This is a genomic window from Acanthopleuribacter pedis, from assembly GCF_017377855.1.
In the GTDB taxonomy this organism is placed as follows: Bacteria; Acidobacteriota; Holophagae; order Acanthopleuribacterales; family Acanthopleuribacteraceae; genus Acanthopleuribacter; species Acanthopleuribacter pedis.
On record NZ_JAFREP010000044.1, the window covers coordinates 19,465 to 45,089 of the forward strand.

20 protein-coding genes are annotated in these 25,625 nt (G+C 55.2%); 10 read left to right on the plus strand and 10 right to left on the minus strand.

Translation table 11 applies throughout. The features are described 5' to 3' along the window. Positions 1-85 precede the first annotated feature (85 nt). On the minus strand, positions 86-1,063 hold the full coding sequence (locus tag J3U88_RS30540; RefSeq protein WP_207862813.1) for an NHL repeat-containing protein: 978 nt from the start codon (positions 1,061-1,063) through the stop codon (positions 86-88). Between the two features lie 673 nt (positions 1,064-1,736). Here J3U88_RS30540 and J3U88_RS30545 point away from each other — a divergent pair. Next, on the plus strand, positions 1,737-3,560 hold the full coding sequence (locus J3U88_RS30545) for a M1 family metallopeptidase (RefSeq protein WP_207862814.1): 1,824 nt from the start codon (positions 1,737-1,739) through the stop codon (positions 3,558-3,560). 39 nt (positions 3,561-3,599) lie between these two features. Here J3U88_RS30545 and J3U88_RS30550 read toward each other — a convergent pair whose 3' ends face one another. From J3U88_RS30550 to lptE, 3 genes are all read right to left on the minus strand, one after another. After that, positions 3,600-5,459, minus strand: a complete 1,860-nt coding sequence (locus J3U88_RS30550) for an esterase/lipase family protein (RefSeq protein ID WP_207862815.1) — start codon at positions 5,457-5,459, stop codon at positions 3,600-3,602. Between the two features lie 794 nt (positions 5,460-6,253). Beyond that, positions 6,254-7,279 carry a DNA polymerase III subunit delta gene (gene holA, locus J3U88_RS30555; protein WP_207862816.1) on the minus strand — a complete coding sequence of 342 codons (1,026 nt, stop codon included), beginning with the start codon at positions 7,277-7,279 and terminating at the stop codon, positions 6,254-6,256. Then, positions 7,272-7,832, minus strand: coding sequence for an LPS assembly lipoprotein LptE (gene lptE, locus J3U88_RS30560; RefSeq protein ID WP_207862817.1), 561 nt, complete (start codon positions 7,830-7,832; stop codon positions 7,272-7,274). Before lptE ends, holA begins: the two co-directional genes overlap by 8 nt. A 924-nt stretch (positions 7,833-8,756) precedes the next feature. Between lptE and J3U88_RS30565 the strand changes: the two genes are divergently transcribed. From J3U88_RS30565 to queC, 3 genes are read left to right on the plus strand one after another with little or no spacing between them, the layout of a single operon-like run. Continuing rightward, positions 8,757-9,452: a LolA family protein gene (locus J3U88_RS30565; RefSeq protein ID WP_207862818.1), complete on the plus strand. Its 696-nt coding sequence runs from the start codon at positions 8,757-8,759 to the stop codon at positions 9,450-9,452. Positions 9,453-9,469: 17 nt separating this feature from the next. Further along, a complete protein-coding gene (locus tag J3U88_RS30570) occupies positions 9,470-10,153 on the plus strand; it encodes a radical SAM protein (protein ID WP_207862819.1) in 684 nt (227 codons plus the stop codon). Beyond that, positions 10,150-10,839 carry a 7-cyano-7-deazaguanine synthase QueC gene (gene queC / locus J3U88_RS30575; RefSeq protein WP_279382651.1) on the plus strand — a complete coding sequence of 230 codons (690 nt, stop codon included), beginning with the start codon at positions 10,150-10,152 and terminating at the stop codon, positions 10,837-10,839. The genes J3U88_RS30570 and queC overlap by 4 nt, the downstream gene beginning before the upstream one ends. A gap of 245 nt (positions 10,840-11,084) precedes the next feature. On the opposite strand, the gene J3U88_RS30580 is transcribed toward queC, so the two are convergent. After that, positions 11,085-11,777: a ComF family protein gene (locus tag J3U88_RS30580; RefSeq protein ID WP_207862821.1), complete on the minus strand. Its 693-nt coding sequence runs from the start codon at positions 11,775-11,777 to the stop codon at positions 11,085-11,087. A gap of 325 nt (positions 11,778-12,102) precedes the next feature. Beyond that, positions 12,103-12,678 carry a prepilin-type N-terminal cleavage/methylation domain-containing protein gene (locus tag J3U88_RS30585; protein ID WP_279382652.1) on the minus strand — a complete coding sequence of 192 codons (576 nt, stop codon included), beginning with the start codon at positions 12,676-12,678 and terminating at the stop codon, positions 12,103-12,105. A gap of 664 nt (positions 12,679-13,342) precedes the next feature. Between J3U88_RS30585 and J3U88_RS30590 the strand changes: the two genes are divergently transcribed. From J3U88_RS30590 to J3U88_RS30605, 4 genes are all read left to right on the plus strand, one after another. Further along, entirely contained in the window at positions 13,343-14,428 is a 1,086-nt protein-coding gene (locus J3U88_RS30590; RefSeq protein ID WP_207862823.1) for a helix-turn-helix domain-containing protein, read from the plus strand. Beyond that, on the plus strand, positions 14,397-15,068 hold the full coding sequence (locus J3U88_RS30595; RefSeq protein WP_207862824.1) for a hypothetical protein: 672 nt from the start codon (positions 14,397-14,399) through the stop codon (positions 15,066-15,068). The genes J3U88_RS30590 and J3U88_RS30595 overlap by 32 nt, the downstream gene beginning before the upstream one ends. A gap of 606 nt (positions 15,069-15,674) precedes the next feature. Next, positions 15,675-16,622, plus strand: coding sequence for an ABC transporter ATP-binding protein (locus J3U88_RS30600; RefSeq protein ID WP_207862825.1), 948 nt, complete (start codon positions 15,675-15,677; stop codon positions 16,620-16,622). Further along, positions 16,619-17,428, plus strand: coding sequence for an ABC transporter permease (locus J3U88_RS30605; RefSeq protein ID WP_207862826.1), 810 nt, complete (start codon positions 16,619-16,621; stop codon positions 17,426-17,428). The genes J3U88_RS30600 and J3U88_RS30605 overlap by 4 nt, the downstream gene beginning before the upstream one ends. A gap of 333 nt (positions 17,429-17,761) precedes the next feature. Here J3U88_RS30605 and J3U88_RS30610 read toward each other — a convergent pair whose 3' ends face one another. Further along, positions 17,762-18,025 carry a hypothetical protein gene (locus tag J3U88_RS30610; protein WP_207862827.1) on the minus strand — a complete coding sequence of 88 codons (264 nt, stop codon included), beginning with the start codon at positions 18,023-18,025 and terminating at the stop codon, positions 17,762-17,764. Positions 18,026-18,458: 433 nt separating this feature from the next. Between J3U88_RS30610 and J3U88_RS30615 the strand changes: the two genes are divergently transcribed. After that, positions 18,459-19,499, plus strand: coding sequence for a PP2C family protein-serine/threonine phosphatase (locus tag J3U88_RS30615; protein WP_207862828.1), 1,041 nt, complete (start codon positions 18,459-18,461; stop codon positions 19,497-19,499). 3 nt (positions 19,500-19,502) lie between these two features. Here J3U88_RS30615 and J3U88_RS30620 read toward each other — a convergent pair whose 3' ends face one another. Together J3U88_RS30620 and J3U88_RS30625 are read right to left on the minus strand one after the other, a co-directional pair. Next, entirely contained in the window at positions 19,503-19,880 is a 378-nt protein-coding gene (locus J3U88_RS30620) for a response regulator (RefSeq protein ID WP_207862829.1), read from the minus strand. Positions 19,881-19,887: 7 nt separating this feature from the next. After that, positions 19,888-22,191: a response regulator gene (locus tag J3U88_RS30625; protein ID WP_207862830.1), complete on the minus strand. Its 2,304-nt coding sequence runs from the start codon at positions 22,189-22,191 to the stop codon at positions 19,888-19,890. Positions 22,192-22,923: 732 nt separating this feature from the next. On the opposite strand from J3U88_RS30625, the gene J3U88_RS30630 reads away from it, so the two are divergent. Continuing rightward, complete coding sequence (locus J3U88_RS30630; protein WP_207862831.1) at positions 22,924-24,747, plus strand: M2 family metallopeptidase; 1,824 nt, start codon at positions 22,924-22,926, stop codon at positions 24,745-24,747. A 183-nt stretch (positions 24,748-24,930) separates the two neighbouring features. Here J3U88_RS30630 and J3U88_RS30635 read toward each other — a convergent pair whose 3' ends face one another. Next, positions 24,931-25,482 carry a YceI family protein gene (locus tag J3U88_RS30635; RefSeq protein ID WP_207862832.1) on the minus strand — a complete coding sequence of 184 codons (552 nt, stop codon included), beginning with the start codon at positions 25,480-25,482 and terminating at the stop codon, positions 24,931-24,933. Positions 25,483-25,625 lie beyond the last annotated feature (143 nt).

Consider the following 25,625-nt stretch of genomic DNA (forward strand, 5'->3'; position numbering starts at 1 on the left):
AGGATTGATGAGAAGAAAGGCCCGTGAACTGAACTTGGGGTTCGGTTCACGGGCCTTTCTGTTTTTGGTGTTCCGTCCCTTCGGCTTAACGTTTGACGACTTCAATCGGGTAGAGTTCCGGTTTAGAAGAGGCCTTGTCCAAGTAGTAGCCCGTGGTGTTTAGGTTGGCCACCAGCCAGAAGGCCGTTTCGAAGGCTTGTCCCACCGGTTGGCCGGTGTTGGCGTCGTAACACTGGTAGGTGTACAAATTGGGTGCGCGAACATTGCGGTAGCCGACGAGAAATAAGGTGTCGTCTAGCCCGTAAATCGCAATCACTTCACTATAGGATGATTTGAGTTTTTCTAATTCACGAGGGTTTTTGGAGACCCGCTTAAGCTTGCGCATATTCGGGTCTTTCCAACCAGGCGGCTTAACGGAAATGGTCGTGAGCTGGGTGAGATTGGTGTCGAACACCTGAACCTCGGGGCTGAGGCTTTGGATCGCGAGTAAGCGCTCCCCGCCGTTGGGTTTGACCTTGGCCATAAACGATTGACGAAGCACCGGGGAGAGGGTCGTAAGCTGCCGGTTCATGATTTCGTAGCCGTAACGGATCGGGGTGAAGCCGGCGTCGAAGCGGCCGACGAGGTACTTTTCCTTGACCAGGGAAACCGGTGCGGCAAAACCTATATCGCTAATAGGGATGAGGTGGCCCACTTCGAAGAAAAGCCCAAACTCGGTGTCGTTTTGACGCGTAAAAGCAAAAGTGCCGTCCGCGTTCTGTTTCCAGATCAGGAAACCACGGGTGGCCGCATCGTAGACAAAAAGTTCCTTGCGTGCTTCCAGCCAGGAAACCTGATAGGGAAGTTGGAGATTGTTGGAGGTCTCCTCGCCGAGCGTGGAAGTAAGGCGACCCTTGTGGTCAAATACCAAAACACTGCTGTTTTCTTCGTCGCGGACGAAAATGTGGTCACTGGATACAGAGATACGCTCAAACTTGAGATCAGAGCGCTGCAGCAGAATACGGGGCCGCGCCTCAAAATCGATTTTCTGAGCGAGCAGAACCATCAGCAAAAGTGAAGTCACGGTATCTCCTCAGTATGGTTTCTTTTGAGACCCAAAGTTTAACACGATCCCCCTGGCTTTTGATAACTGCTTTAGGCACAGTAACCAGGTCAATTTGTAACGGTGCAGAAAAAGTTATCGTTGGGTTTTGTTTTTTTGCGACGCGTTAAACGGTTGGATGCTGTGAATTTGCCTTGCTTGTGTTTGGGCGGCGTCTTGCTTCAGAGACTTTTCCGTCCAGGGTTTTCTCATGCCTGAATCCTTGTTGTTTTGATTTGGCGCCGCCACCCGTGTTCTTACCTTGCTTGAACGATCAAGGCTTTTGCGGCTCCTCAAGGCCTTACGTTCTTGGCTTTTTACCAGGTGATTGGACCCTGTGTTCGAATTCTTCGAATCAGCAATAGGTCTTGGGGTACAATCGCAGCCACTGAACCTGCATGCTTCAATGACCGGCGCTCCTTGCCGGGACGCGCCTTGGACTTTCCCTAAAACGCAATGAGGCATGTGGCGAAACCCGTGTGTGTCAAATGTGTTCGGCAAATCCCGCGCCGGCGCCGGTTTCTCGGCGTGGTCTTGTTTTCTCTTGCCGGTGGCCGGCCTGTAAGCAGCCCACCTGCTCCGCGTTTCTCTATGCTCGCGACCGGGCCGTTGCGTATCTGACACGCACCTTCTCACCAATTAAGTGGAGACCTTCATGCTTATCATTGGATGTTTAACCATGTTTGCCTTTTCGTTTTCGGATGTTCACACCTTCGGTAATGTGGACCAAGTCCGTACCAGCCACCTGTCACTTGATCTGACCCTCGACTTCGAGCGCAAAATTATGAAAGGCAGTTGTGTCGTCAAGCTGGCTTATCAATCGAAACAAGGCGCGCCTCATGTCGACCTCGATACCCGCCTTTTAACCATCGAATCGGTCACCGATCCCGCCGACGGTTCGGCGCTCAAGTATGAATTACACAAGGATGCCCGTGATTACATGGGCGCGAAGTTGCGCATCTTCCTCAAAAATCCCAAAACGCCCGCCGTCAAAGTGACCTACGTGACCGATCCTTCCGCGGGTGCGCTGCAATGGCTCGACCCCGCTCAAACGACGTCCAAGAAAAAACCGTTTTTGTTGACGCAAAGTCAGGCGATTTTGGCGCGTACCTGGATCCCTTGCATGGACAGCCCCGGGATTCGGGTGACCTATGATGCGGTCGTTCGCGTTCCCAAAGGCATTACCGCCGTGATGAGTGCCGCTCACGGCAAACACGAACCGGAAAACGGGGTGTACCGTTTTGACATGAAACACCCTATTCCCCCTTATCTCATCGCCCTGGCCGCGGGTGAGATCGCCTTCAAGGCCATTTCCGACCGTTGTGGCGTTTATGCCGAACCGGCCGTGGTGGAAAAAGCCGCCTGGGAATTTGCCGACATGGAAAAAATGGTGGTCGCCGCCGAAAAGCTTTATGGCAAGTACCGTTGGGATCGTTGGGACGCCATTGTATTGCCACCTAGCTTTCCCTTTGGTGGCATGGAAAACCCCATGCTCACCTTTGCGACCCCGACCCTTTTGGCCGGTGATCGCAGTTTGGTGAACGTCATGGCTCACGAATTAGCGCACTCCTGGTCCGGGAACCTGGTCACCAACGCGACCTGGTCGGATTTTTGGCTGAATGAAGGGTTTACCACCTATTTTGAGCGTCGCATTGTCGAAGCCCTGTATGGGAAAGACACCGCCGAAATGCAGTGGCTGCTCGGCCAGCGCGACCTGCAACACGAAATTGTGGAAATGGCCGGGATCGATCAGGAATTTGCAAAGCTCTATCAAGACCTCAGCAAGCACGATCCCGACGCCGCTTTTTCCTCCGTACCTTACGACAAAGGTGCCAACTTCCTCTTGGTATTGGAGCAGCACTTTGGCCGCGCCAAGTTTGATACCTTCCTGAAAACCTACTTCGACCAACACGCCTTCCAAACCATGACCACCGATAAGTTTCTGGATTTCATGCGCAAGAACCTGTTCGGCGATGATCAGGCGGCTTGGGAGAAACTTCAAATCGATGCCTGGATCAACGATCCCGGGATTCCCAAAAATATCGTGATTCCCAAGTCCCAAAACTTTGAGAAAACCCGCGCCGCCGCCAAAGCATTTGCCGCCAAAGGCGATACCGGCGTGGTCAAAAAAGACAGTTGGAACACCGAGGAATGGCTGGACTTTCTCAACAGCCTCCCGGAAAAGGTCGATCATGACCGTTTAAAAACGCTCGATGCGTTCGCGGGGCTTACCAACGCGGGTAACGCGGAAATCCTCTTTGCATGGCAAATGGTTTGTATTCGCAATACGTACGAGCCGGCATTTGCCTCGTTGCAGGATTTCTTGTTGCGTCAGGGGCGGCGTAAGTTCTTGAAACCGCTTTACCAAGCCATGATGGCCAATCCCAAAACCGAGGCGATGGCCAAAGAGGTTTACAAAAAGGCGCGGGCCGGGTACCACCCGATTTCCACCGCGACCATTGACGCCATCGTTAAGTAGTTTCTCTTTTGAAGGGGCGCTAAATGCCGCCCCTTTTCGTTACTCCTCGGCAGCGGCCGCAACCTGTTTTTTGGTTGGGCCGGGTTCGGCAAGATGTTCTACCAAAATACGTTGGATCTCCGCGATGGCCAAAGGGTGTGTATGTGCATCATGTCCCGATGGGACCACCAATTCGCTGGCGACGCCGGCTAAGTGGCTGCTTTCATACTTCACAACACCGTCTGAACCGCCTTCCAATTGGTTCCGGCCCCGGTCACCCATAATCGAGTGAACCACCACTCCCGCGTTGATGGGCAAGTTCGCCATGGCCTGAATTAAAGGCTGGTCCGGTGACAACATTTTGATGCTCGTCGGGCCGCGTTTGGTTAACACCGCGGCCAAGCTGTCTTGGAATGCGTTCCGGTTTTTGGCATGAATACCGGAGAGCATCCCCAAGAAATCGCCGGGGAGTCGGACCAAGGATGAGCCGACGCGGCCGATAAAACTTTTTGCGATTCGGCTGCCCCGGTGCGGGACCGCTACAAAAATGACGCGGCTGATGAACGGCGCCGGAAAAAAGGTAAAGGTATTAGACAGGTATTCGTTTTCTTCCTGGCTTAACGTCAGTGCGTCAATGGGTTGGGTAAAGGCCGTTTTCCAAATTTTCTTGCCGCTATCACTGATCAGGCCTCGGGTAAGTAGGCCGCCCATGCTGTGGGCTACCACCACCCAGGAGGCCATCGCCGGATCGTCGCCCTCGGGATCGACGCCCTCGCGAAAGTCCTTGATGGTTTTTCTGAGAACCGCGCCGGAATAAAGGAAGGGATACCCGGTAGGGTAAATGTAATGCCACACCTGATAACGGTCGCGCAGGTCGGGACGGCCGTAGATGTCGTTGGTGAGTTCCATCCAGGTGGCCGGGGTTGCGCCCAACCCGTGGATCATGATCACCGGCGTTTTTTGGGGATCGTACGGCTCCAACATAAAAAGGCCTTGGCGTTTTTCCATGGCTTTGACATTGCGTAACTGACCGAGTGACATGCGTTTGAAATCGGCAAGGTCCAGCAAATAGGCAAAAGGGGCCGTGTGATCGGCGGCAAGGGGAATGGTGCCGCTGCCGGATTCTAGGCTGTTTTGTTCCCAGGGATTAAGGAAATGAACCATCGCGCGGCGCGGTACCCCGCTGCCGGTGACATGGCCGTGGTCGAAACGAATGACCGCGGTGATCGGATGAACGATGCCCTCGGGTGGGTAATAGGCTTCCAGCGGGTCGCTGTTTCTATTTGCGCGGAACGCGATGAGGGGGGCGCCTAAGCCGTGATGAATATAACGGTTGCGTAAGCCGCGGATATTCACTTCCGTGGCCGACATCAGCTGGTCGTAGTAATCGCGCGGGCGACTGCCGCAACGGTCTGAAATTTGGACGGCTACCTCCTCGAACAAATAACCGCTTTGGTGGTCGTCAAGTCGTCCGGTGGTTGCTTGATGGATCGACAGATAGCGACCGAGTGCGAAATTATAGATGCGTTGGATTTGGTAATAACGATTGTCGAACGCCAAGCGGATGCAGTGTTCGCTACGCTTGAAGAGGTAATCGTAGGCGTGCACACAGGCCATCATGTAAAAGATGGCCGCGTCTGAGCGATTGTCTTCACGGTCCGCGTTGCGGGCTTGCAGGTAGGCGATTTCCGTGATCGCCGCCAGCAACTGTTCGTTGCTGTTGGCCGCGTAATCGGCTTTTAAGGCGGCTAAGATGCCGACTGGATTCCGGTTCCAGTTTTTTGCAAGATTTTGTAACCGAAGGGTTTGAAGCGCGTCTTCGCTGATTTTTTCTGTGCCCAGCACATCGTGGGTCATGCGCGTCATGGTGGCAACCGGATCCGCCTTACTCAGCTTGATGGTGGCGCAATGCGTACTCAAGATCGCCGTCATCAGCAGAAGGACCAGGTGCAGATATCGAGCAGGACCGTGCGTTGGACAGGAAGGAAAGGTCATCGCGAAACTCCAAGGGCGGCTGAGCGCGTTTGGTTCAAAACCGCCTCGCGCCGGATCGAAAACATGCCATATTTTGGCTTTTGATCGAACCTCGGACCACGACATATGGGGCGGTCATGTGCAAAACGGGTGAAGAATGAAGGGGTTCCTCATTCTACACCGGCTGCGCCCGTGTGGTCTTTGGCCTGCTTCGATCCGTCTCTAATTTTTTGGTTTTGGTGACTGGTGAACCGGGTGCGTGCCGAGGAAATGGGTGGATCGAAATTCGGCTTTGGGGAACTAGCCCGCGGTTCTCACCAGAAACTCTGATCCTGGGTTGAAATAGCTGCGATTACTTAGGTTACTTGGTGTCACCGTTGCGAAGCAACGGTGGGACAGCCGCGACGTGGCGCTGCTACGCCGAATGGTCGGCCCCGCGAATGGTCGGCCCCGCGAATGGTCGGCCCCGCGAATGGTCGGCCCCGCGAATGGTCGGCCCCGCGAATGGTCGGACCCGCGAATGGTCGGCCCCGCGAATGGTCGGCCCCGCGAAGGGTCGGCCCCGCGAAGGGTCGGCCCCGCGAAGGGTCGGCCCCGCGAAGGGTCGGCCCCGCGAAGGGTCGGCCCCGCGAAGGGTCGGCCCCGCGAAGGGTCGGCCCCGCTACGTTCGGTCTTGGTTGTAACCTGTTTACTTGTAGTGATTTCAAAGTCTCGCAGCGAATTCTGATGAGGTGTGCGGACTAGCGTACTGCTTTTTTGGGTTCGCGTTGCATCATTTGGCAGAGCAGGTGATCAATAATCAGGTGTCGGTTGACCGCGGATGATTTGGCACGGTAATCGGCGTCGCGGATAAGCTGCAGGGCTTTTTTGAGATCGCTGATGCTGTAGTTACGCTGCTGGGCGAGCAGGTCTGCCGCAATTTTCGGGGGCACCCCCACCATTTTGGCGACCTTGTATTGATCGCGGATGCCGCGGTTGACACAGGTTTTAACGACGAACAACTGTTTGACGACCATGTTTACCGCGGAGAGCAAGCCGATGACGTCCTCACCGCTGGCCATAATATCGTGGGCCTTTACGAGGGCGGCGTGAAGGTTGCGCTTCCCAATTAAGCCGCCTAGCTCCCAGCGAGTGACCGGACGGGTACGGCCCATGAGCGCGGCCACATCGGCGGCTTCAATTTTGCCGGAATCCATTTTAAAAATAGAGAGTTTGTCTAATTCCCGGTGAACTTTGGGTAAGTCGTCGCCCGCCAATTCGGCGACCATGGCGAGGGCTTCGCGTGAGAGGTTGAGTTTCATTCCCGAGGCGACCTCGGCGATGAATTCGGGGAGCTCCCAGGGTTTGGGGCGGGGGAATTCGAGGGTGCGAATGAGCGGTGATTTCTTTGTGAACAGTTTGCGGCGTTTGTCGATTTTGGGAAACAACAGCACCAGGCAGGTGCTTTCGCAGATGGAATCAAGGTATTTGGCCATCGCATTAAAATCTTTGGCAAGCCAGCGTTCGCAGTCTTCAACCAAAATCAAGCGGCGGTCGGCCATCATCGGCAGCATACCGGCTTTATCCGCGACCGCGATCGCCGAGGTGGTGGTTGCGCTGACCTGTTCAAAATTGAATTCGTGCAGGGAGGGGTCGACGAGGTTTTTCTTGAGGAAATCAACAAAGCGGCCACGGCTCCACAACTCCTCGCCGGCCAGAATGTAAACGCCGGGAACCTTGCCGGAAAGAATGGTTTTGGCTTCTTCGCGCAATACCTGGTTACTCATTTGAGGCCTCTTCCGCCGGCGGTGTCGGCGCGGGTTGTTCGCTGACGGCCAGGGTGATGTTGGTGACCACCAAATCGGCGACGGCGCGCAGGGCTTCGTCTTGGAGGAACACCGACTCGTCGCGGAAGGCCGCTTGGCGGGTTGAAACATCAAATTGGTCTGAATAGCGGTACCCATTTAAGGACCACAACGTTTTCCCGTTCCGATCTTGGAGGTTAAAGGAAACCACAAAGTTGAATTGAATGGTTTTGGTTCGACCATCGGGGTCGGTCGCGATGACGTTTTCTTCATAATTCAACAGTTGGCCGGTTAAGCGTAGATCCGTCTCCGTATTATCGCTCGGCCTCAATCCAGAGCCGGCCAAACAACGGGTAATCAAGGCGTCTTGCATGCGGACGCGCAAGGTGTTGCGCTCCATGGGACCGGATACGGGGCGGATATCAATGGTTTGGAATTGATCCGGTGACCAATCCACCAAGCTGTAGCCGCAGTTGGCACAGAGGATCAGCAAGGTACCAATCCAAATCCTTTTCAAGAATGCTGTTTGGTTCAAAGGGGTGGTTTCCTTTTGCGATGGTCCTTGTTGACGGCGGTGCGCCTGGGTTGGGCTGTCCTCATGATAGGACAAAGAAGGCCGCGGACGGGCAGCGTCCGCCAGGGACAAGGCTGGTTAAAGGGAGACGCCGCGACGATCCCGCGGGGATTGAGCGGGTTTTGCTTTGGGGCCGCGGTGAAACCTATGTGGGTAAACCGAGGCAAAGCATCGCGCTTGCGATCATGCCGTGCAGAAAACAAAGGCATGCGGCAACCGTTTACTTTAACCTGAAAAAGGTAAATCTTCGTTGGTGTATTTTTTAAGTTGTCCCTTTTCAGTCGCTTGTGGGTTTTGGTCGGCGTCGGGGGCATGGGTTCGGTTCATGAGGTGTGTTTTAGCCCGCATGTCACACCAGGCTTTCAGCTTCTCGCGACGAATCCTGGTAAGAAATGCGGGCTGGGGCGTCGGCTTTGTGGTTACGCGAATAACAGTGCGTGATGAATAGAGGGTGTTTGTTTATTAAGGTGTTGGAAAAAGGAGGCTTAATTTGTTTCGTTCAATGTCCGGTGTTGGTTGCTGTTGCAGGCGGGGAAGGGATGGTCGGCAACCTTTGGACGGCTTACGGCGAGGCGTTCGCGGGGAGGAAGTGCCTCCTTCGGCGGGTTTCGGCACGGTTCCTGATTGAACAGGATGGGGTGAGTTGGTAATCTATAGCGCTCAAGCTTGGCCTGGGTTTGTTGCCGGCGCCCCGTGCTGTTGGTTGATGACGATTGAAACGGCTCGATTTTTGCCCCGCCCTACGCGGGTTTTCCGGCCTCGGGGTATCAACCCCGTTCGAAACAACCCACGCGGTTATCCTACCGTCCCCACTTTGGTGGGTCGGTGGTGGTTTTACGCCCATCGCACGACTGAAAAACTCGGACCAAGTACAAGTGAGGTAGTATGCGATCGTTCTTTTTAGTGTGCCTGTTGCTCGGGACGCTTCCCGCGGCAAGTGCCGGCAAGTCTTCCGAAATCGACCCACAACTTCAGGAGATCATCAATAAAATCGATGCACGGAACCAAGAAGTGCAGCGATTAAAGGCGAACTTTGTGGAACGCCGAGATATGAGTTTGTTGAAGGAGCCGATCATCAAAAAAGGTGTTTTTTACCTTGATCGCGAGTTGGGTGTGAAGTTTGAGTTTGAGCCCAAGGAAGATCTGATTTTGGTGGTCTCGGACCAGGAGATGGTGTCTTTGTCACCGGAAGCCGGCAAGGCGGCGCGGATCCCGTTGAAGAAGCGGCGGTCGTTTTTAGCCCATGACCTGCTTATCAAGAACCTGCGGGTGGTATTGGATTATTTCAAGGTCTCCTACACCCGAACGGCGGAGGGTGAGATTGGGCGCACTTTGACGCTCACGCCCACGAAGCGCAAGGCGAAAAAGAAGGTTCGCGAGTTAAAGCTTTGGTTTGACGAGACGTTTTTGATTAGCAAGGTGCAGTTAACCGCGCCGGACGGGGATGTGTTCTTGTTGGAGCTATCGGAAGCGACAATTAACCCTGAGCTGGACGCCGCCTTGTTTAGTACCGACATCCCAGAAGAATTTGAATTGAGTGACCGCATGGATTTTCTGTTCGGTCCCAACACCAGTTTGTAGCGCGATGGAGCGACTGATTGAGTGAGTTGTACGAGGCGCGTGGTTTGGCGTTCCGCTACCGACCGCGGCTGAAAATGACCGAAACCTTTTTTTCGTTGCAGGGCGAGGGGTTGCACAGTGGTTACCCCTGTACGTTTTTGCGGCTTACAGGTTGTGCGCTGCGTTGTACCTACTGTGATACGGAGTATGCGTTTTACGGAGGTCAGTGGCAATCCTTTGATGCGTTATCGGCGGTTGTGAAGCAACACGGTGCGCGTTACGTGCAGATCACCGGTGGTGAGCCGTTGCACCAAAAAGCGGTGTGGCCCTTTATTGATCGTCTGGTGGACGAGGGTTTTGTGCCGCTTATTGAAACCAGCGGGGCGGTGGACATTGCGGGGCTTCATCCCAAGGCGCATGTTGTGCTTGATCTGAAGACGCCGGAGAGTGGCGAGTTGGATCGCATGCGTTGGGAGAACTTGGCGCTTTTGAAGCCAAGCGACGAGGTTAAGTTTGTGTGTTGTTCTTTGGACGATTTGGCCTGGAGTTTTTCGGTGATTCGCGAGCACCGTTTAGATGAGCGTTTTCAGGTTCTGATTTCGCCGATCGCGGCGAGTGAAGAGAAAGCGTTATTTGCCGACAAGGTCATCGAAAGCGGGTTAAATGTTCGTTTCCAAGTTCAGTTGCATAAGGTTTTGTGGGGAGATTTGCCAGGAAAATGAAGAAAGCGGTTGTGTTAGCAAGTGGAGGGATGGATTCGTGTGTGACGACCGCGATTGCCGCCCAGGATTACGAGGTCGCCCTGTTACATGTTCAGTACGGTCAGAAAACGGCGGTCCGCGAGTTGCGCGCATTTCAAGCGATTGCGGATCATTATGGGGTTGGGGAACGGTTGGTGACCAACCTCAACCATCTGCGGCAAATCGGTGGTTCTTCGTTAACGGATGATCGGATTGCGGTCAGTGAAGTGGATTTGACGGCCGAGGGGATTCCCAGCAGTTACGTACCTTTTCGCAACGCGCATTTGTTGTCGATTGCTACGTCCTGGGCGGAAGTGATCGGCGCCTCACGGATTTTTTTGGGCGCGGTTGAGGAAGATTCCTCGGGGTACCCGGACTGCCGGATCTCCTTTATTGAGGCGTTTAACCGGGTGATTGAGCAAGGAACCAAACCAGAGACAGAGGTTCGTATTGAGACGCCGCTGATTTCCTTGAGCAAACAAGAGATTGTGATGCGAGGTAGCGCGTTAAAAGCCCCCTTGGCGTTGTCCTGGTCTTGTTACCAGAATGTAGATAAGGCATGTGGTGTGTGTGATTCCTGTGCTTTGCGTTTGCGGGGGTTCGCGCGGGCCGGACTTGCTGATCCGATTGCGTATGAAGACGATGCGTTCCGAAGGCGTTATACCTAGCCCGCATTGCGTACAAGGAATGCTGCTACGGGACTACCCAAGCGATGACGAGGGTTTGCCTTCCGCGGGGCGGCCATCCGCATTACTCGGTCGAGCCGCCTTCGCCTCAGCTGCTTCGCCGAAAGGTCGGTCCCGCGAAAGGTCGGCCCCGCGAAGGGTCGGCCCCCTGTGCCGTGGCTTGGTCGTCATCTTCGTACTCGCCAGGCTTTCAGCTTCTCGCGACGAATCCTTGTAAACAATGCGGGTTAAACCGCGCGGAGTAGGCCAAACCATGCAATGCGTTGAACGCCGGCTTGATGAAGTTGTTGCGAGCAGGCGGTTAGGGTCGCCCCGGTCGTGAGTACATCATCTACCAGGATCAAAGAACGCGGTAACTTGGCGCCGGTGACAACATGGAACCGGTTTTGGGCATTGCGTCGCCGTGCTTGATAGTCGAGGCCGATTTGGGTTTGCCGCGATAAGCGATGACTCAGCAAGTGGAAAAGCGGTATGCCGGTTTTGCGGTGTAGGAAATTGGCGACGGCATAAGCGGGATTGACCGGCCGATGGAGTCGCTTAAAGAAGCTGGAAGGAACATAGGCAAGGCCGTCATAGGTGGTGAAGGGTAGTTTCAAAAAGCGGTTGAGCCCACGTTGGCACAGGAAGTCAATGAGTGGCCAGTATCCCTGGAATTTTGCTAAGTGAAAGACCTTGCGGGTTTGGTTGCGGAGCAGAAGGCCTGCCTCGAGCGATTGGGGCTGGAATGCCAGACGCTCACACCAGGCGCATTGATGGGTGCTCGGTGAAACATGTGGATTGCAGCAGAAGCGGCATCCGCTCGAGAGACATTCAAGGGCTACCTGGCAACTGGAGCAAAGTGGTGCGCCTTGGGGGGTTTGGCAGAGCAGGCAATCGTTGGGGGCCAAAATTCCGGTTAGGTCAAAGTCGAGGAGGGTCACGGCAGGGCTCCTTGGGTTGGGCCATGTGGCATGAATACGCATGGGCTGTTTTTCCTGAGAAATGAGTTTGTCGCGGTCGGGCCTGGTAACGCTTGCCGAAAAGGGGTCCACCTTTAGGTCTATGACAACCGAAAAGGGGCCCCTGGCGATTTTCTTCCCAAATCCCTTACGCTTTTTTTGAAAGGGTTTTGGGAAGAAGAAATGCTGAGGGGGGATGGCGCCCAATTTGGTCGCCAAAGGGGTACCCTTTTTTGTTGTCAAAACCATGGGCCCCAGATTGGGTTGGCGGATGGCTCGCGGGTTTGTGGGTTGGGTCGGTGAGACGTTAAAGGATGGGTTGCCAGTCTTTGAATTTGGGAAACCAGAGATAAGCCCGCAGACGATTTGCATCACCGGCGAGGATGAAGCAGAGGGTACGACCGTCGCGGTCGCTGAATGCGACGGTCCCCGAACTGGAGCCGACCCGTCGGAAATAGAGGTAGGGGGCGTGATTGGAACGAAAAGCGTGGTCAAGGGTGCGACCGGAATCATGAGGGTGGGGGAGCGAGGCGGGAACGGATCGCGTGATGGAGCGCAGGTAACGGTTGTGTTTGAGGGGCGAAGAAAGGGTGAGCCACTGGTTCTCCACCCGCGTTTCAACGCGATAGAAAAACCCGGCCTCCCGGCTGAGGTTCATGCGCAAAGGTTGGTAAGTCATTTGTGCGTGGGTAAGGGTTTTCTGGAAGTCGGAGCACATCCAGGCGGCAAAGGTGCTGAATTGGTGGTCTCGCAGCGGGGTGATGAAGTAATGATGGGCGGATACGCTTAAAAGGGAGAGGATGAGGAGCGCGACCATTAGTTCCGCCATGCTGAAACCTCTGGCCGGCCGGCTGGGATGCCGGCTTGTGGTGTGAGATGCCATTTCGGGTCCTTTTGAGCAAGAGGTCCGGCAAGGGGGTTGCCCTCGCCGGTAGTGGGTTCGTCCTTTCGAAATGCAACAAAAATGATCGTTTCGAGGTGGTGAGATCCTGCGATCTCTTGGGTCGCAACGGAAGGCAGAAGTGTTGCGGCCAGGTTTTGCTTTCTGGGATGCGGCCGGCGCTAAGGATTGCGCTGCGTCCTCCACCTGAATCGAAAGCGTTGAGTAAAAACCCTTTCGCTTTCGGATTGGTTGAAGTGCAAGCGCTGTGCCGGAAAAGGACCGCGGCTGTTTAGTTAAATTGTTTTGATGCAGGTGTTTAGACTGTGTGGTTTGGGGTGGGTTTAGCAAGCGAAGAAATGTCTGACAGGTTTGGTCGTTTCATCCGTTCTTGTTTTGGATAGATAGCTGGAATAAAAGTGCTTGATGCGGGGTGCGGGCTCGACACCTTTACCAGGCTGATTGGAAGAATAATCTTCTAGCTGTTTGGTTGGATGAAGGCGGACGAGGGCGGGCGCTGGCAGACGTTCCTGCCCGATTCGGCAAGTGGTTGGCGGTATGAGGTTTGGTGCCGGCTCTTTTTTTGCTTAAGATTCTTTGTCTCACAATTAGACACGGTGCCGGGCGTTTTTGCCCGCTACCGGGAACCGCCGAACGGGAGGTGGCCATGCAGCGTCACGACGGGCGCACGGGTCGTGCGGCTCACGAGCCCCTGTATACCGCATATATCAGTGAACCGATTACGCGCTGTCCGCCTCGTGAGAAAGGACGTCTCAAGAATTTGGTGGCGAAAATCGCACAAGCCATTCTCGCCCCGCCCTATGCGACCCGGCTCTACATTCCCTCACAGGTTACGGCCCCGGAAGTTCGTGGTCAAATGCTGCCGGAGCACGTATATTTGCTGGACCGAATCCGGGTCGTGGAAGCGGATTACATGTTGGTGGCGGCGGATCACACCAGCTTTGGGATTGGTGGTGAAGTTGAGATGGCGACCTCTTTGGGGAAGCCGGTAATTATCTTTTCCCGAGACGACACGCTGTCGCGGTTCCTGATCGGCACGCCCGCCAATGCGGTGCATGGTCGCGACGGCCGGCAGTATTACCTTAAATACCGCGATTGGCGCGATCTGAAAGGGCCGTTGCTCGAGATGATCGAATCCTTGTTGCCGGACCTCCAGGCGCCACGCCCGCCCGGTCTCAGTTTTCAAGATATTGGTCGTCGGGTTAAAGAGTTGCGGACCAAACACAACATGACCCGTGAGGCCTTGGCCAATCGCGCGGGCTTGCGGCCGGCCCAGTTGTCTTTATTAGAACAGCCGTTTGATGTGATCCGCAAGGAACTCGAGGCCTACCACAATGAGGCGGATTTGGATCTGGGCTTGATTCAGCTAACCCCACACCAACTGGAGCAGCTAACCCACGTCTCTATCGCGGCGTTGAACCGCATCGCGGATGTGTTGGGTACCTCGCTGGTCGATCTCATTCGGGACAGCGGCTCGACACGCACGACCAAAGGACCTGGCAAACAAAGCGACCATCGTGTCAGTCATTTGCGCACCTTGCGTGAGGCCAGTTTAAAAGTTCGTGCGGCTCAGTTTGATATTACCTTCCGAGAATATGAGAAACTGTACCAGAGCTTGGTGGAAACCCACTTGGTAACGCCCGGCAAATACCAGCAGAAAACCACGAACCCTCGTGTTATTTCTGAAAAGGAATTCATGGATGCCTTGGTACAGGCGCGAAAAAATCGTTAACCTGCTGATGCGCACGGCCCTGTTGCTGGGGGTTTTTTTTCCGGGAACGCTGGTGGCTGACGAGCCGATTCGGATCGTGCTCACCAACGGTGCGACCTTGCCGATGTCGCGCGCTTTCCCGGTTCTGACGTGGATGGATCACAACGACCACAAATTGCTGAAAGGTTCCTCCGAACGGCACGCTGTTTTTTTTACAGTAACGGTTTTTGATGAAGGTGACGAGGATGCGGAACAATTGGCGGAAATGCTCAAGCGGGTACTGAAGGTCTCGGAAATGCAGCTCACACCGGTGGAGGAACCGGAGCAGGAACTCAGTCGTCGGACCCTCATTTTTCGCCTATCGGGTGACCCGGCCTATCAGGATTACTTGGTCGGCTTTGTGCGCAGCCGAACCCAGGAAGCCTCGGTCGTTTTTTGCATCGTGGGGCCGGAGGATGGGTTTTATCAGAAGTCTCAGGCCTTTTGGGACATGCTGACGGGTTACAAACCCGGGCCGGGAAGTGCGGCGGGCCGCATGATTGTCCAGCCCTGGATGGTGGTTACCGCGATTATTGTGTTTTTGCTCAATACGGTAACGCTGTGGTATGGGTTTCGGCAGATGGCGGTAGCCCGCTCGCTTGAATTGGAAGAAGGTCCCTAAAACCTAAGAAGCGCTGACGCGGGGATTTTGGCTAAGCCTCTGGGCTGCTACGGCCTGTAAAAATGATCAGGGCTAACGGGTGCGGTCGGGCGCGACCCCGGCTCGCTTTTTCCAAACCATTTCGCTCCGGATCTTTAGTCAAAATCCCGCACGCTTATCGCGCCCCTTAGGTAAAAACCGAAGCGAGGCCACAACGGTGTGGCGACAAAACCGAATGTCCAGCGCGGGCTCACGTGCTGCTGACCGGTGGAACGGCTCGATTATGGTATGATCCCTCCCTTGTGCATGCCGATGCACGACGCGGGCTCGCTCGCATTGGTCACAAGGTGTTCCGCCGTGGGGCTACCCATGCGATTACCATGGGGCGGCCTTCCGCTTTATTCGGCACCACCGCTGCACAGCAACGGTGGGCCGGCCCCAACCCAGCACTGCCGCGCCGAAAGGTCGGGTCGCTACCTTTGTTTTGCGGTCGTAACCGTCGTACGTCCTGGTGTAACGGTTTCTTGCGACGAGGCCTTGTGAGAAATGCGGGTTGGTACCCCTCGGTTCAGGCGACAACGTCGGGAGGGACCCATATGAATCGGTTCCAACGATGAGGATGTTTTTATGTCATTAACGGTTACGGATTTACAGAAAAGCTATAAAGAGGTCCAGGCCCTGGGCGGCTTGAGTTTCAAACTGGAACCCGGCTCGTCGATTGCGCTTTTGGGCCCCAACGGCGCCGGCAAAAGTACCGCTATCAAGATTTTGACCACCTTGGTTCGCCCCGATAGCGGGCGCATCGAATGGGGCGGCAAAGACCTGCTCAAGGATCCACCCGCGTTGCGTGATCTGGTCGGTTATGTCTCGCAAGAAATCGCCATGGATAAGGTGTTGACGGCGGTGGAGTTTATGCGTTTTACGGCGGGTCTGTTGCACCTAAAGTGGCGCGACCACCGCGAACGCGCGCTGGCGCTGATTGACCAACTCGGCCTACGCGAGGCCCAAGATCGTCGTGTCGGTGAATACTCCGGCGGCATGAAGCGCCGCCTGGACCTGGCCACGGCATTGCTCCATAACCCACGGGTGCTGATTCTCGACGAACCAACCACCGGGCTGGACATTGAAGCGCGCGAATTAATTTGGCGCTTAATTGAGCAATTTAAACGCGACGGTGGCGCGGTGATTCTCGCCAGCCACGATTTCCAAGAGGTGCAACATCTCGCCGATCACGTCTTGATCCTCGAGAAAGGGGTCGTCAAGCAGAGCGACGCCCCGGACCAACTCAAACAAGCGCTCGGCCGCTGGATCGTCCGCTTGAGCACCCACGAGTTCATGGACAAAGCGGCGGTTGACGCGGCTCGGGCGGTGTTTGCCGAGCAGCCGGGTTACCGTGTACTGGAACAGGAAACGGCCTGTCTGGCGCTGGCCTGTTCTAGTGAGGCCGATATGGGTGATATTCACCGACAGGTTTTCGCCGCGGCCACTGATGCGGGTTTGCCCGTCTTCTCACTAAACATCCAACACCCCAACCTTGAAGATGTCTATCGTTTCTCGCTGCGAGGTGACGCATGAACGCCATGATGATGGAAATTCAGGCTTTGGCCATGCGCTGGTTTATTCATTCCAAGCGCCGCCCGGTTGTGTTGATTGCCGGTTTGTTCCAGCCGTTTATTTGGCTCGTCCTGTTTTCGGCGGTTTTCAAAAACAGCCCGATGCAAGCGCTGGTAGGCGCCGACAGTTACATGGGGTTCATCACTCCCGGCGCGCTGGTGTTTACGGCGTTTACCGGGGCGCTGAACGGCGGCGTTCCCATCCTCTTCGACCGGGAATTGGGTTTTCTCGACCGTTTGCTGGCGGCGCCGCTGCGCTCGCGGTTCTCCATCATTTGGGCGACCGGGTTCCACATCTTCGTGATGACCCTGCTCCAGTGTTTGGTCATTGTGTTGGTTACCGGGGTGATGGGCGTCCGTTTTGCGGGCGGAATCGGCGGTGTCGGCGTTTTCCTGTTGGTGCTGGCACTGATTACGATGCTGTTTACCACCTTTAGCCTGATGTTGGCTTTTGTGCTGCGTTACCATTTCGAGTTGATCTCGATCATCATGATCATCTCGCTGCCGCTGATGTTTATGTCGACCGCTTTTGCACCCATTGATTACATGCCGAGCTGGCTGGTGTTTTTTGTGTCGGTCAATCCGATTACGCTGGCCGTCGAGCCCTTGCGGGCCGTCTTTTTTCAGCCGGAATGGCAAATGGGCGCGGTTCTCCTGGAAACACCGCTGTTTAACCTGTCGATGACGGGCGCGCTCGGCGTGCTGATTGGGTTAAACGTGGTCACAGCGCTGTTGGCCAAAGGGGTCATCCAAAAAAAGCTGGCCTAGCCCGCGGCTCTCGCAAGGAATTCTGCTGCGAAGCTGAAAGCCATGCGAGAACGAGGGGGCGGTCTTCCGCATTACTCGGTCGAGCCGCCTTCGTCTCAGCTGTTACGCCGAATGGTCGGCCCCGCGAAAGGTCGGCCCCGCGAAAGGTCGGCCCCGCGAAAGGTCGAACCCCTGTGTCGTCTCTCGGTCGTAATCTTCGTACCCACAAGGCGTTCAGCGTCTCGTGACGAATCCTCGTGAGAAATGCGGGTTCGTGGTCGGGACACAGCTCCGCCGGGGAGCGCGCATCGGCGTGCTCCCACGGCGTGGCGGATTACCACGTTTTTCCGGTTCCTAGGACTTCTTAGCGGTGGTTCGCGGATCCTTGAGGCTGATGATCATATCGATGGCGGGGATTAAGACCTCAATTTCGCGAATGCGTTCACGCAGGCTTTTCCACTCTTTAAGGGTCAGTTTGCCGGAATCGAGAATGGCACCCTTGATCTCCTCCACCAGGGAGAGACTTTTTTCCGCGTCTTCCTGGTCGGCGATGAGTTCATGGATTTTGAAGAGCTCGTCGATTTCGTTTTGGGTAATGAGATTTTTGTCCTCGGACATGGGGGCTCCCTTCCTGATCGTGCAGTGATTTTTGGGTATGGTGCATCTATCGGTTGTCGCGCCGTCTTTCTTAAACCCGCGTCGCGTGTTGGGGTTTCGTTTACATGGGTGAACGCCTGCCCACGGTCCTCACCAGGATGACCGGTCGCCGAGGTGACCCGGTTGGTCGGGTCGTTTCGGGATCGGATACGCCGCGGGTGTGTGCGCAATTCGAATGCACTCGACGGCGTTGTCGCGGCCGCGGGCCGGTGCGAGGTTTTTAGGGCAAACGAAGCAATCACACGGATTTCAGACCGGGGTCTGAATTCAGGCAAGAACCGAACCTTCGGCAATGTCCCTGCACAGAAAACGGTGATTTTCGTTTTCAAATTGGTTGTCGGCAGATAGAATAGCCCATTGCTTCATCTACTATGACATTTACTTTGGAGTCAGGATGCGGAAAACACCCATTCAAATCCCCACGCTATCGTCCGAAGACTTTTCCAAGATCCTGCCTCCCAGCATGAATTACCCGAGTCTGAGCGAGTTGTTCGGTCACTATTCCCAGGTGTATCTCAAACATATCGCTTCTAAAATGAACAGTTACACTTGGTTTCGCTTTGTTGAAAGTGAATCGAAAAACCTGATTTTTAAGCGTATGGCCACGCGGATTTTGTACCGCATGATGGAGCGAGAGCCCGCGGACCGCTACTGCGCGGGTAATGAGAACGGCTATGTGATCGGTGAATTGGCCGAGGGCTTAACCTCTCGTGGTGTGAACTACAAGTCCGTCAACGAAGACGGCATCGGCATTTTCGAACGCGAGGACGAACTTTTGTTGGTCGGTTGCGACGGGGTCGGCGATTGCCTGGTCGGCGAGGTCGCCAGTTTTGTCATCCTCAGCCTGTTTGACCGTCACCCGGAGAAAACCATTCAAGAAGTGTTTAGCGAAAGTGTTGAGGTTCTCTTGGCTTTGGGTGAGAAACTCGAGGTCGAGGTACCCGAGTTTGCGACCTTCCCTAATGAGATCAGCCAAGCCGCCGTCACCGCGGTAAGCATCAAAAACAATCGCTGTGAAATTGGTCAGGTCGGCGACGTCTTGCTGTACCACCTGCGTGACGGTGAACTGCGTCTGCTGGATCAAAACCGTCAGTGGCTCGATTTGGAGAAACTGAAAAAATTATTTGCCGACGAGCAGTACCTGGCCCAACGGCACATCATCTCCAACGCCATCGGCCGCAACTACGATCCTTATTGGATGCCCGCCTTTCTAACGCTGAAGAAAGACGATGTATTGGTGCTGGCCTCCGACGGTTTGGAAACCCTTCACCCCAATGAAATTTTCGAGGTATTTGAAGAGTTCGATGACGACCGCGAGGTGCTCAACGCCTTGTACAACCGTTGCATCGAGGCGAATCTCAAGTGGAATACCTCGGGCTCACCGCTCTATACCAAACCCGACAATATCTCGATCATTCTTTACCGGCATAAGTAATCTTTATCGCGCTTTGTGAAAGGCGTGAAAAAAGGTCTCGAGCTGCTCGGCCAAGATCATCGGATCAAAGGGTTTGTGGATGAGGCCCGCGATCTCCTCGGAGAGACGGGAGGCACGGGCCGCCGTAATCACCACCACCGGGACCGGGTTGCTCTCGGTCATCGCCTGGATTTTGTGGAAAAGATCGTGGCCGTCGCTGTCCGGCAGACGCAAGTCCATCAAAATCAGGTCTGGATGCGTTTTAGCAAGGGTTTCGAGCGCTGCTTTTGCCGTATTGCAAAAGGCCACGGTTAAGTCGCCTAGCTCGGTTAAGGCCAAGTTAAGCACCATCTGAATGTCGGGATCGTCTTCTATACATAATATGTTTCGCAATGCTGACACGGGTAGTTCACCGTCCGTGAGGGGTTGCTTGATGGGTCGCAAGCTGCTTCACATTTCCGAGGAGCTGCTCCATATTAAGCGGTTTCTCCATAAAAATGTCCACGCCGGCTTCCTGTGCTTCCAATCGGTAGCGGTAGCTTTTATAGACGCCGGTCATGACCAAAATGCGTGTGTCCTTGAGTTCTGGTGACTGTCGGACGAGGCTGCAGAGTTCGAAACCATGGATGCCGGGAAACAAGAGTAAGTCGGTGATGAGCACGTGGGGTTTGTGCTCCATGCAGGCGTCGTAACCGGCGTCGCCGTCGGCGCAGGCCACCGCGTCGTAACCGAGTTCGCTCAAGGTTGTGGCGATCATTTCGCGAATTTCGCGTTCGTCGTCGACGACCACGACCCGAATGGGGTCGCCCTCGCCGTTGCGCATGGGTGGTGTCTTCGGGGTAGGTTGCTTGGGGTCCGGGTTCTCTACGATCTGGTGGTGTTCATCCAAGGGAACGGCCACGCTGTCGAAGGAGAAGGTATCGTCGTCGGCGCTCAAGGAGAAAGGGGTGAAATTGGCGCTGTCGTCGCTGGTTAAGGAGATCTCGCCGTGTTGGGACAGGAAGGAGGTTCCCGCCGCCTCTTCCTCCCGTGCGCTTTTCTCCGGCCATTGCTCTTTGAGTTCGTCCAGGTTGCGCGGGGCGATGAGGGTTTTGTTGCGGCCTGTTTTTTTGGCGGTAATCAGCGCAATCTCGGCGGCCTTGGAGATTTGACGGGCCGATTTGAAGCGGGGAAAGCTGGCGATGCCGGCGCTGAGGGTGGTGTGGAAGGCGTGCAGATCGAGGTCGTGGACAATTTCGCTAAAGTCTTCGCGAATTTGCTCAATGATCTCAAAAGTGGCGCGTTCGCTTTGGTTGGGAATGACAATGGCAAATTCTTCGCCGCCGTAGCGGCCGATACGACCGAAGGTGCGAATCCGGCGTTGCAGGAGCAGCGCCAAACTGCGTAAGACGCGATCACCCGCGGCGTGGCCGTGGTCCTCGTTGATATCGTGGAAATGGTCGATATTGAGAAGGGCGAAGGAGAGATTTTGTTCGTTGCCGGCGGCTTTGGCCAATGCCCGGCTCATTTGTTGCCACAAACTGGTGTGGTTGGCCAGGCCCGTTAAGGAATCGCATTCGATGTAGCGTCGCAAGGCGCGGGCGCGGCGCATCCGTGACGACAATGAAAAGTAAAGGTAACGGTAGGGGATGGGTTTGATGAGAAAGTCGTCGGCCCCCAAATCAAGCGCCTCAAGCCGTTTGTTGATTTGGGTGTCGCTGGAGAGGTACACGATGGGGGTGGACACGAATTCTTCGTGTTGCCGAATCACGCGCGCCAAATCCAGGCCCGAGCATTGCGGCATGTGCAGGTCCATCAGGATCAGATCCGGCCGGAAGCGGTAGAGGGGTTGCAGGGCCTTGTTCGGTTCGTTTTGGACTTGGACGACCATGCCCGCCTTCTCCATGATGGTAGCGATGTGGCTGGAAAGTACTTTGTCGTCATCCACGATAAACAAGCGGTAGGGTTCCTCTTGGCGTGGGCTGACCATTTCGTGGAGTTTTTCGATGAAACGTCCCATGTTGAGGGGTTTGGCGAAGCAGGCCGCGGCGCCTGCTTGGATCGCTTGCAGCCATTGGCCGGCGTCCGGGCCGCGAGGGATCAACACAATCGACGGGACGGTGCGGTTGCCGATTTTGACGGTGGGCGCGGGTGACTGACCGAGATCGCTGTTGCCGAGGTCCCAAATGACGGCCGCGGGACCATGTTCCTCGTTACAGGCCGCCAACAAGCTGTTGGTATCGGGGAAAAGCGAGATATCGAAGTCGAAATAATTGAGCTGGGCGCGCAGGCGCTGCGAGAAGATGGCGTCGTTGCTCATCAGGAACAAACGGGCGTGGCTGCCGATGGGGTCTTGTTGGAGCTGGAGCTTGGCGAGGTTGATCGGCTCGACATGAGGGTCCTTGTGCTGAACCGATTGGCCGAGGGCTTGGAGGCGGTTTTCGATACGGCGGCTGAGTTCCTCGGTAATCGGTAAGCCCTTTTCCTCGGCTTCAACTAACAGACCTTCCACCTCGCGGGCGACCTCGCTTAACAGAGAAAAGCCAAAGGTGCGACCTGAGCCGGCCAAGCTGTGGACCAGCCGGTAAAGCAGCTTGAGGTTGCTTTCCTCAAGGGGGATGGTCCTGAGGTCTTGCCATGCCTCTTTGATCTTCATGAGCTTCCGCGGCAACAAGCGTTCGTATTCATGGCGAAGCTGTTCCAGTTTCTCGTCCAGCGCTTTTTGTTCAACCAAGTGAGGACCCCTTCTTGTAACCCGTGCCGCGTTAAGGGCCGCCCGTCACCCTGAACCCATCCACACCGGCGCGGCATCGCGGCATAAGTCGGGAAAAGGGGTTCCCGGAAAAGGCTTTACGATGCGAGCAGTGTTTGCAGATGCGGTGTGAATTATGGTTGTTCGCGGGTCTGAGCGGTCCGAAAAGTTGTGGGCGATGGTTCGTCTTTTTTGGGAAAGCGTGATTTCAATCATATCATTGATTGTGGTGGAACCGCGTGTGCTTTGTGGCTTCCTTGGGAACAAATTAGGGGGCGGCCGCCTCAGTTGACATCGTCGAAACGAGACACGGGCTTGAAATCAAAACACTTCCCGGTGGGTTTCGGTGCGGTGATTACTGGGGAGGCGTTCGACGGACGCGCGCCGTTTGAAACGCCGTGTTTTACAAGGTCGGCGACACGCGCCGCCACGCAAGTAAACCCTTGGTGGGCGCGCTTTGGTGCTATACTGTGGCGACTTTCGCCGCCGAGGCATGTATCGATACCATCACCGGTTAGCCATCGTTCGTACCGGTTTGGTCCGCGCCGTGTGGTTCACACCGCCCGTTCCATTGTTCCGCGTTGTTCGGGGGTTCCCCTGGATGCGTCCGCGCTTTTTCAGCCGCGAAAAGAAGAAAAAAAGTCATTGCCGCATTTTGCCGGCTCTCCCCGCAATGAGGGGTTTACCAAGTCACTATGGGAGGCAGATTTTTCCATGCACCAGCCATCTATGTTGTCCCGCTTGCTTATCATGATGCTTTTTGCATTGAGCACGCTCAGTTCCGGTTTTGCCGCTGAGGCACAAGATGTGTCCAAGCAGGCACAAGCGTTTATCGATCAGTACACCAAAACCTATGTGGATATTTACCAGTTGAGCGCGGAGGCCCAGTGGGCGTCTAATACCGTGATCCTTGAAGGGGTTAAGGTCATCGACGATCTCAATCAGATCGCCGGCGAAGCTTTTGCCCGTCACACCGGGTCCGTTGAAGTGATCGAACGGACGCGCCACTTTTTGAAACACAAAGACAAACTTACCGATCTGCAGGTCACCCAGCTCGAGGCGATTCTCTACAACGCGGGCAACAACCCGCAGACCGTTCCCGATTTGGTCGCCAAACGCATCGCCGCCGAAACCGCGCAAAACAGCGCGTTGTTTGGTTTCAGCTTCACCATTGACGGCAAAGAAGTGTCGCCCAACGATATCGACCGCGTTTTGACCACCAGCGACGATTTGGCCGAACGCCTCAAGGCGTGGAACGCTTCAAAGGAAGTGGGCAAGACGCTGAAATCCGGTTTGGTGGACCTGGTTGAACTGCGCAACAAAACGGTCCAGGCGCTCGACTACGACAACTACTTTGATTACCAGGTCTCTGAATACGGCATGACCCGCGACGAAATGATGAAGATGAACGTCCAGTTCATGAAAGAACTGCGTCCCTTGTACCGCGAGTTACACACCTGGGCGCGTTACGAACTGGCCAAACAGTACGGCGCCAAGGAAGTACCCGATCAGTTGCCCGCCCACTGGTTGCCCAACCGTTGGGGTCAGGACTGGGCCAACATGGTCGAGGTGGAAGGCATTGATTTGGACGGTGTGCTGAAGGAAAAAGGTTCGGAATGGTTGATCAAACAGGCCGAGCGTTTTTACGTCAGTCTGGGCTTCGATCCGCTGCCCGAATCCTTCTACACCAAATCGTCGCTGTACCCGCTGCCCCTTGATGCGCCCTACAAGAAAAACACCCACGCCTCTGCTTGGCACATGAACCTCGACAACGACGTGCGCTGCTTGATGAGTGTGGAGCCCAACGCGCGCTGGTACGAAACGACCCACCACGAGTTGGGCCATATCTATTACTACATCGCCTATACCAACCCCGATGTACCGCCCCTGTTGCGCGGCGGTGCCAACCGCGGTTTCCACGAGGCGGTTGGCAGTCTGCTCGGTATGGCTTCCATGCAGAAGCCCTTCTTGGCCAACCTAAATTTGATTGACGGCAACGCCAAAACCGACGAGGTTAAGATCTTGCTCAAGGAAGCCTTGGGTATGGTGGTATTCATTCCCTTCTCGGCCGGTACCATGACCCACTTTGAGCATGACCTGTACGCGACCGATTTGTCGAAAGACGCATACAACAAACGGTGGTGGGACTACGTTAAAAAGTTCCAAGGTATTGTGCCGCCCGCGGAACGTGGCGAAATGTACTGTGACGCCGCGACCAAAACCCACATCAACAACGATGCCGCGCAGTATTATGACTACGCCATTTCCTACATCATCCTGCACCAGTTGCACGCCCACATCGCCAAAGAGATCCTGAAGCAGGATCCCCGCGCGACCAACTACTACGGCAGCAAAGAAGTGGGCGCCTTCATTAACAGCATTCTCAAAACGGGTGCGGTGGTGGATTGGCGCAAGGTCATGCGGGATCACCTGGGCGAGGAAATCAGTGCCAAACCCATGCTGGCCTACTTCGCGCCGCTGATGGACTACCTCAAAAAAGAGAACAAGGGCCGCAAGTACACTTTGGCCGAGCTGTAGTACCCGGCCTGATCGCTTTAACGTAACGCATGGGCGTGTACCTGGTTTTCCGGGTTACACGCCCTTTTTGCATCAAAAATGGGCCGCCGACCCCGCGCAGGGGAAGGCGGCCGAGGATGATTCAAGGAAGAAAAGGTGGGATGATTGGCCGGGGGCGGTGGTACCGCGCCGCCCGGTGGTTGGTTATTTGCGAATGGCTTCGCCGGAGAAGTACATTTCGACCTCGTTGCCGATGCCGTCGGCCATGAAGGTCATGCCGAAGTCGCCGCGCTTCACCGTGAAGGTTGATTCGAGACCGATGCGGTAACCGCCCCAGGGATCTTTGCCCTCGCCTGTTTTTTTCAGTTCCAGGGTGACCGGTTTGTTTTTGCCGAGCAGGGTAATGGTTGCTTCGACACGGTAACGGTCTTTGCCGGTTTTGGTGACCTTGTTGCTTTTGAAGGTAATTTTGGGGAACTGTTTGGCGTTAAAAAAGTCGGGGCTTTTCAAGTGTTGGTCGCGTTTGGGGTGCCCGGAATCGACCGTGTCGGCGTGCAGGGTGATGTCGATCTGTCCTTTGTCAAGATTGACGTTGCCGGTGATTTTGTTAAAGCGACCGACCACGTAACCGATGCCGAGGTGCTCTACTTTGAAGGTGGCGAACACATGGTGCTCGTCGATGGCGTAATCGGCGGCGAGGGTGGGTACGGTTACCAAAGAAAGGAAAGCGAGAAGGGAAAGGGTCCAGCGTTTCATGGGGAAAACCTCCGTGGTTTATGTCTCGAACGCTTTCCCTAATACCAAGACCTGTGCCAGGATTGGTTTTTTCGACTTAAGTTATTTGTTTTGAGTGGTCTGTCGACTGGGTGTGGGTTTGGTCGATGCCTGTTGAATAAATT

What these genes read in the sequence shown, in the direction of transcription:
- J3U88_RS30590 (WP_207862823.1), top strand. Translation starts at nt 13,343, where the DNA reads ATGCAGCGTCACGACGGGCGCACGGGTCGTGCGGCTCACGAGCCCCTG.
- J3U88_RS30595 (WP_207862824.1), top strand. Translation starts at nt 14,397, where the DNA reads ATGCCTTGGTACAGGCGCGAAAAAATCGTTAACCTGCTGATGCGCACG.
- J3U88_RS30605 (WP_207862826.1), top strand. Translation starts at nt 16,619, where the DNA reads ATGAACGCCATGATGATGGAAATTCAGGCTTTGGCCATGCGCTGGTTT.
- J3U88_RS30600 (WP_207862825.1), top strand. Translation starts at nt 15,675, where the DNA reads ATGTCATTAACGGTTACGGATTTACAGAAAAGCTATAAAGAGGTCCAG.
- J3U88_RS30615 (WP_207862828.1), top strand. Translation starts at nt 18,459, where the DNA reads ATGCGGAAAACACCCATTCAAATCCCCACGCTATCGTCCGAAGACTTT.
- J3U88_RS30545 (WP_207862814.1), top strand. Translation starts at nt 1,737, where the DNA reads ATGCTTATCATTGGATGTTTAACCATGTTTGCCTTTTCGTTTTCGGAT.
- holA (WP_207862816.1), bottom strand. Translation starts at nt 7,279, where the DNA reads ATGAGTAACCAGGTATTGCGCGAAGAAGCCAAAACCATTCTTTCCGGC.
- J3U88_RS30630 (WP_207862831.1), top strand. Translation starts at nt 22,924, where the DNA reads ATGCACCAGCCATCTATGTTGTCCCGCTTGCTTATCATGATGCTTTTT.
- J3U88_RS30610 (WP_207862827.1), bottom strand. Translation starts at nt 18,025, where the DNA reads ATGTCCGAGGACAAAAATCTCATTACCCAAAACGAAATCGACGAGCTC.
- J3U88_RS30635 (WP_207862832.1), bottom strand. Translation starts at nt 25,482, where the DNA reads ATGAAACGCTGGACCCTTTCCCTTCTCGCTTTCCTTTCTTTGGTAACC.
- queC (WP_279382651.1), top strand. Translation starts at nt 10,150, where the DNA reads ATGAAGAAAGCGGTTGTGTTAGCAAGTGGAGGGATGGATTCGTGTGTG.
- J3U88_RS30565 (WP_207862818.1), top strand. Translation starts at nt 8,757, where the DNA reads ATGCGATCGTTCTTTTTAGTGTGCCTGTTGCTCGGGACGCTTCCCGCG.
- J3U88_RS30585 (WP_279382652.1), bottom strand. Translation starts at nt 12,678, where the DNA reads ATGGCATCTCACACCACAAGCCGGCATCCCAGCCGGCCGGCCAGAGGT.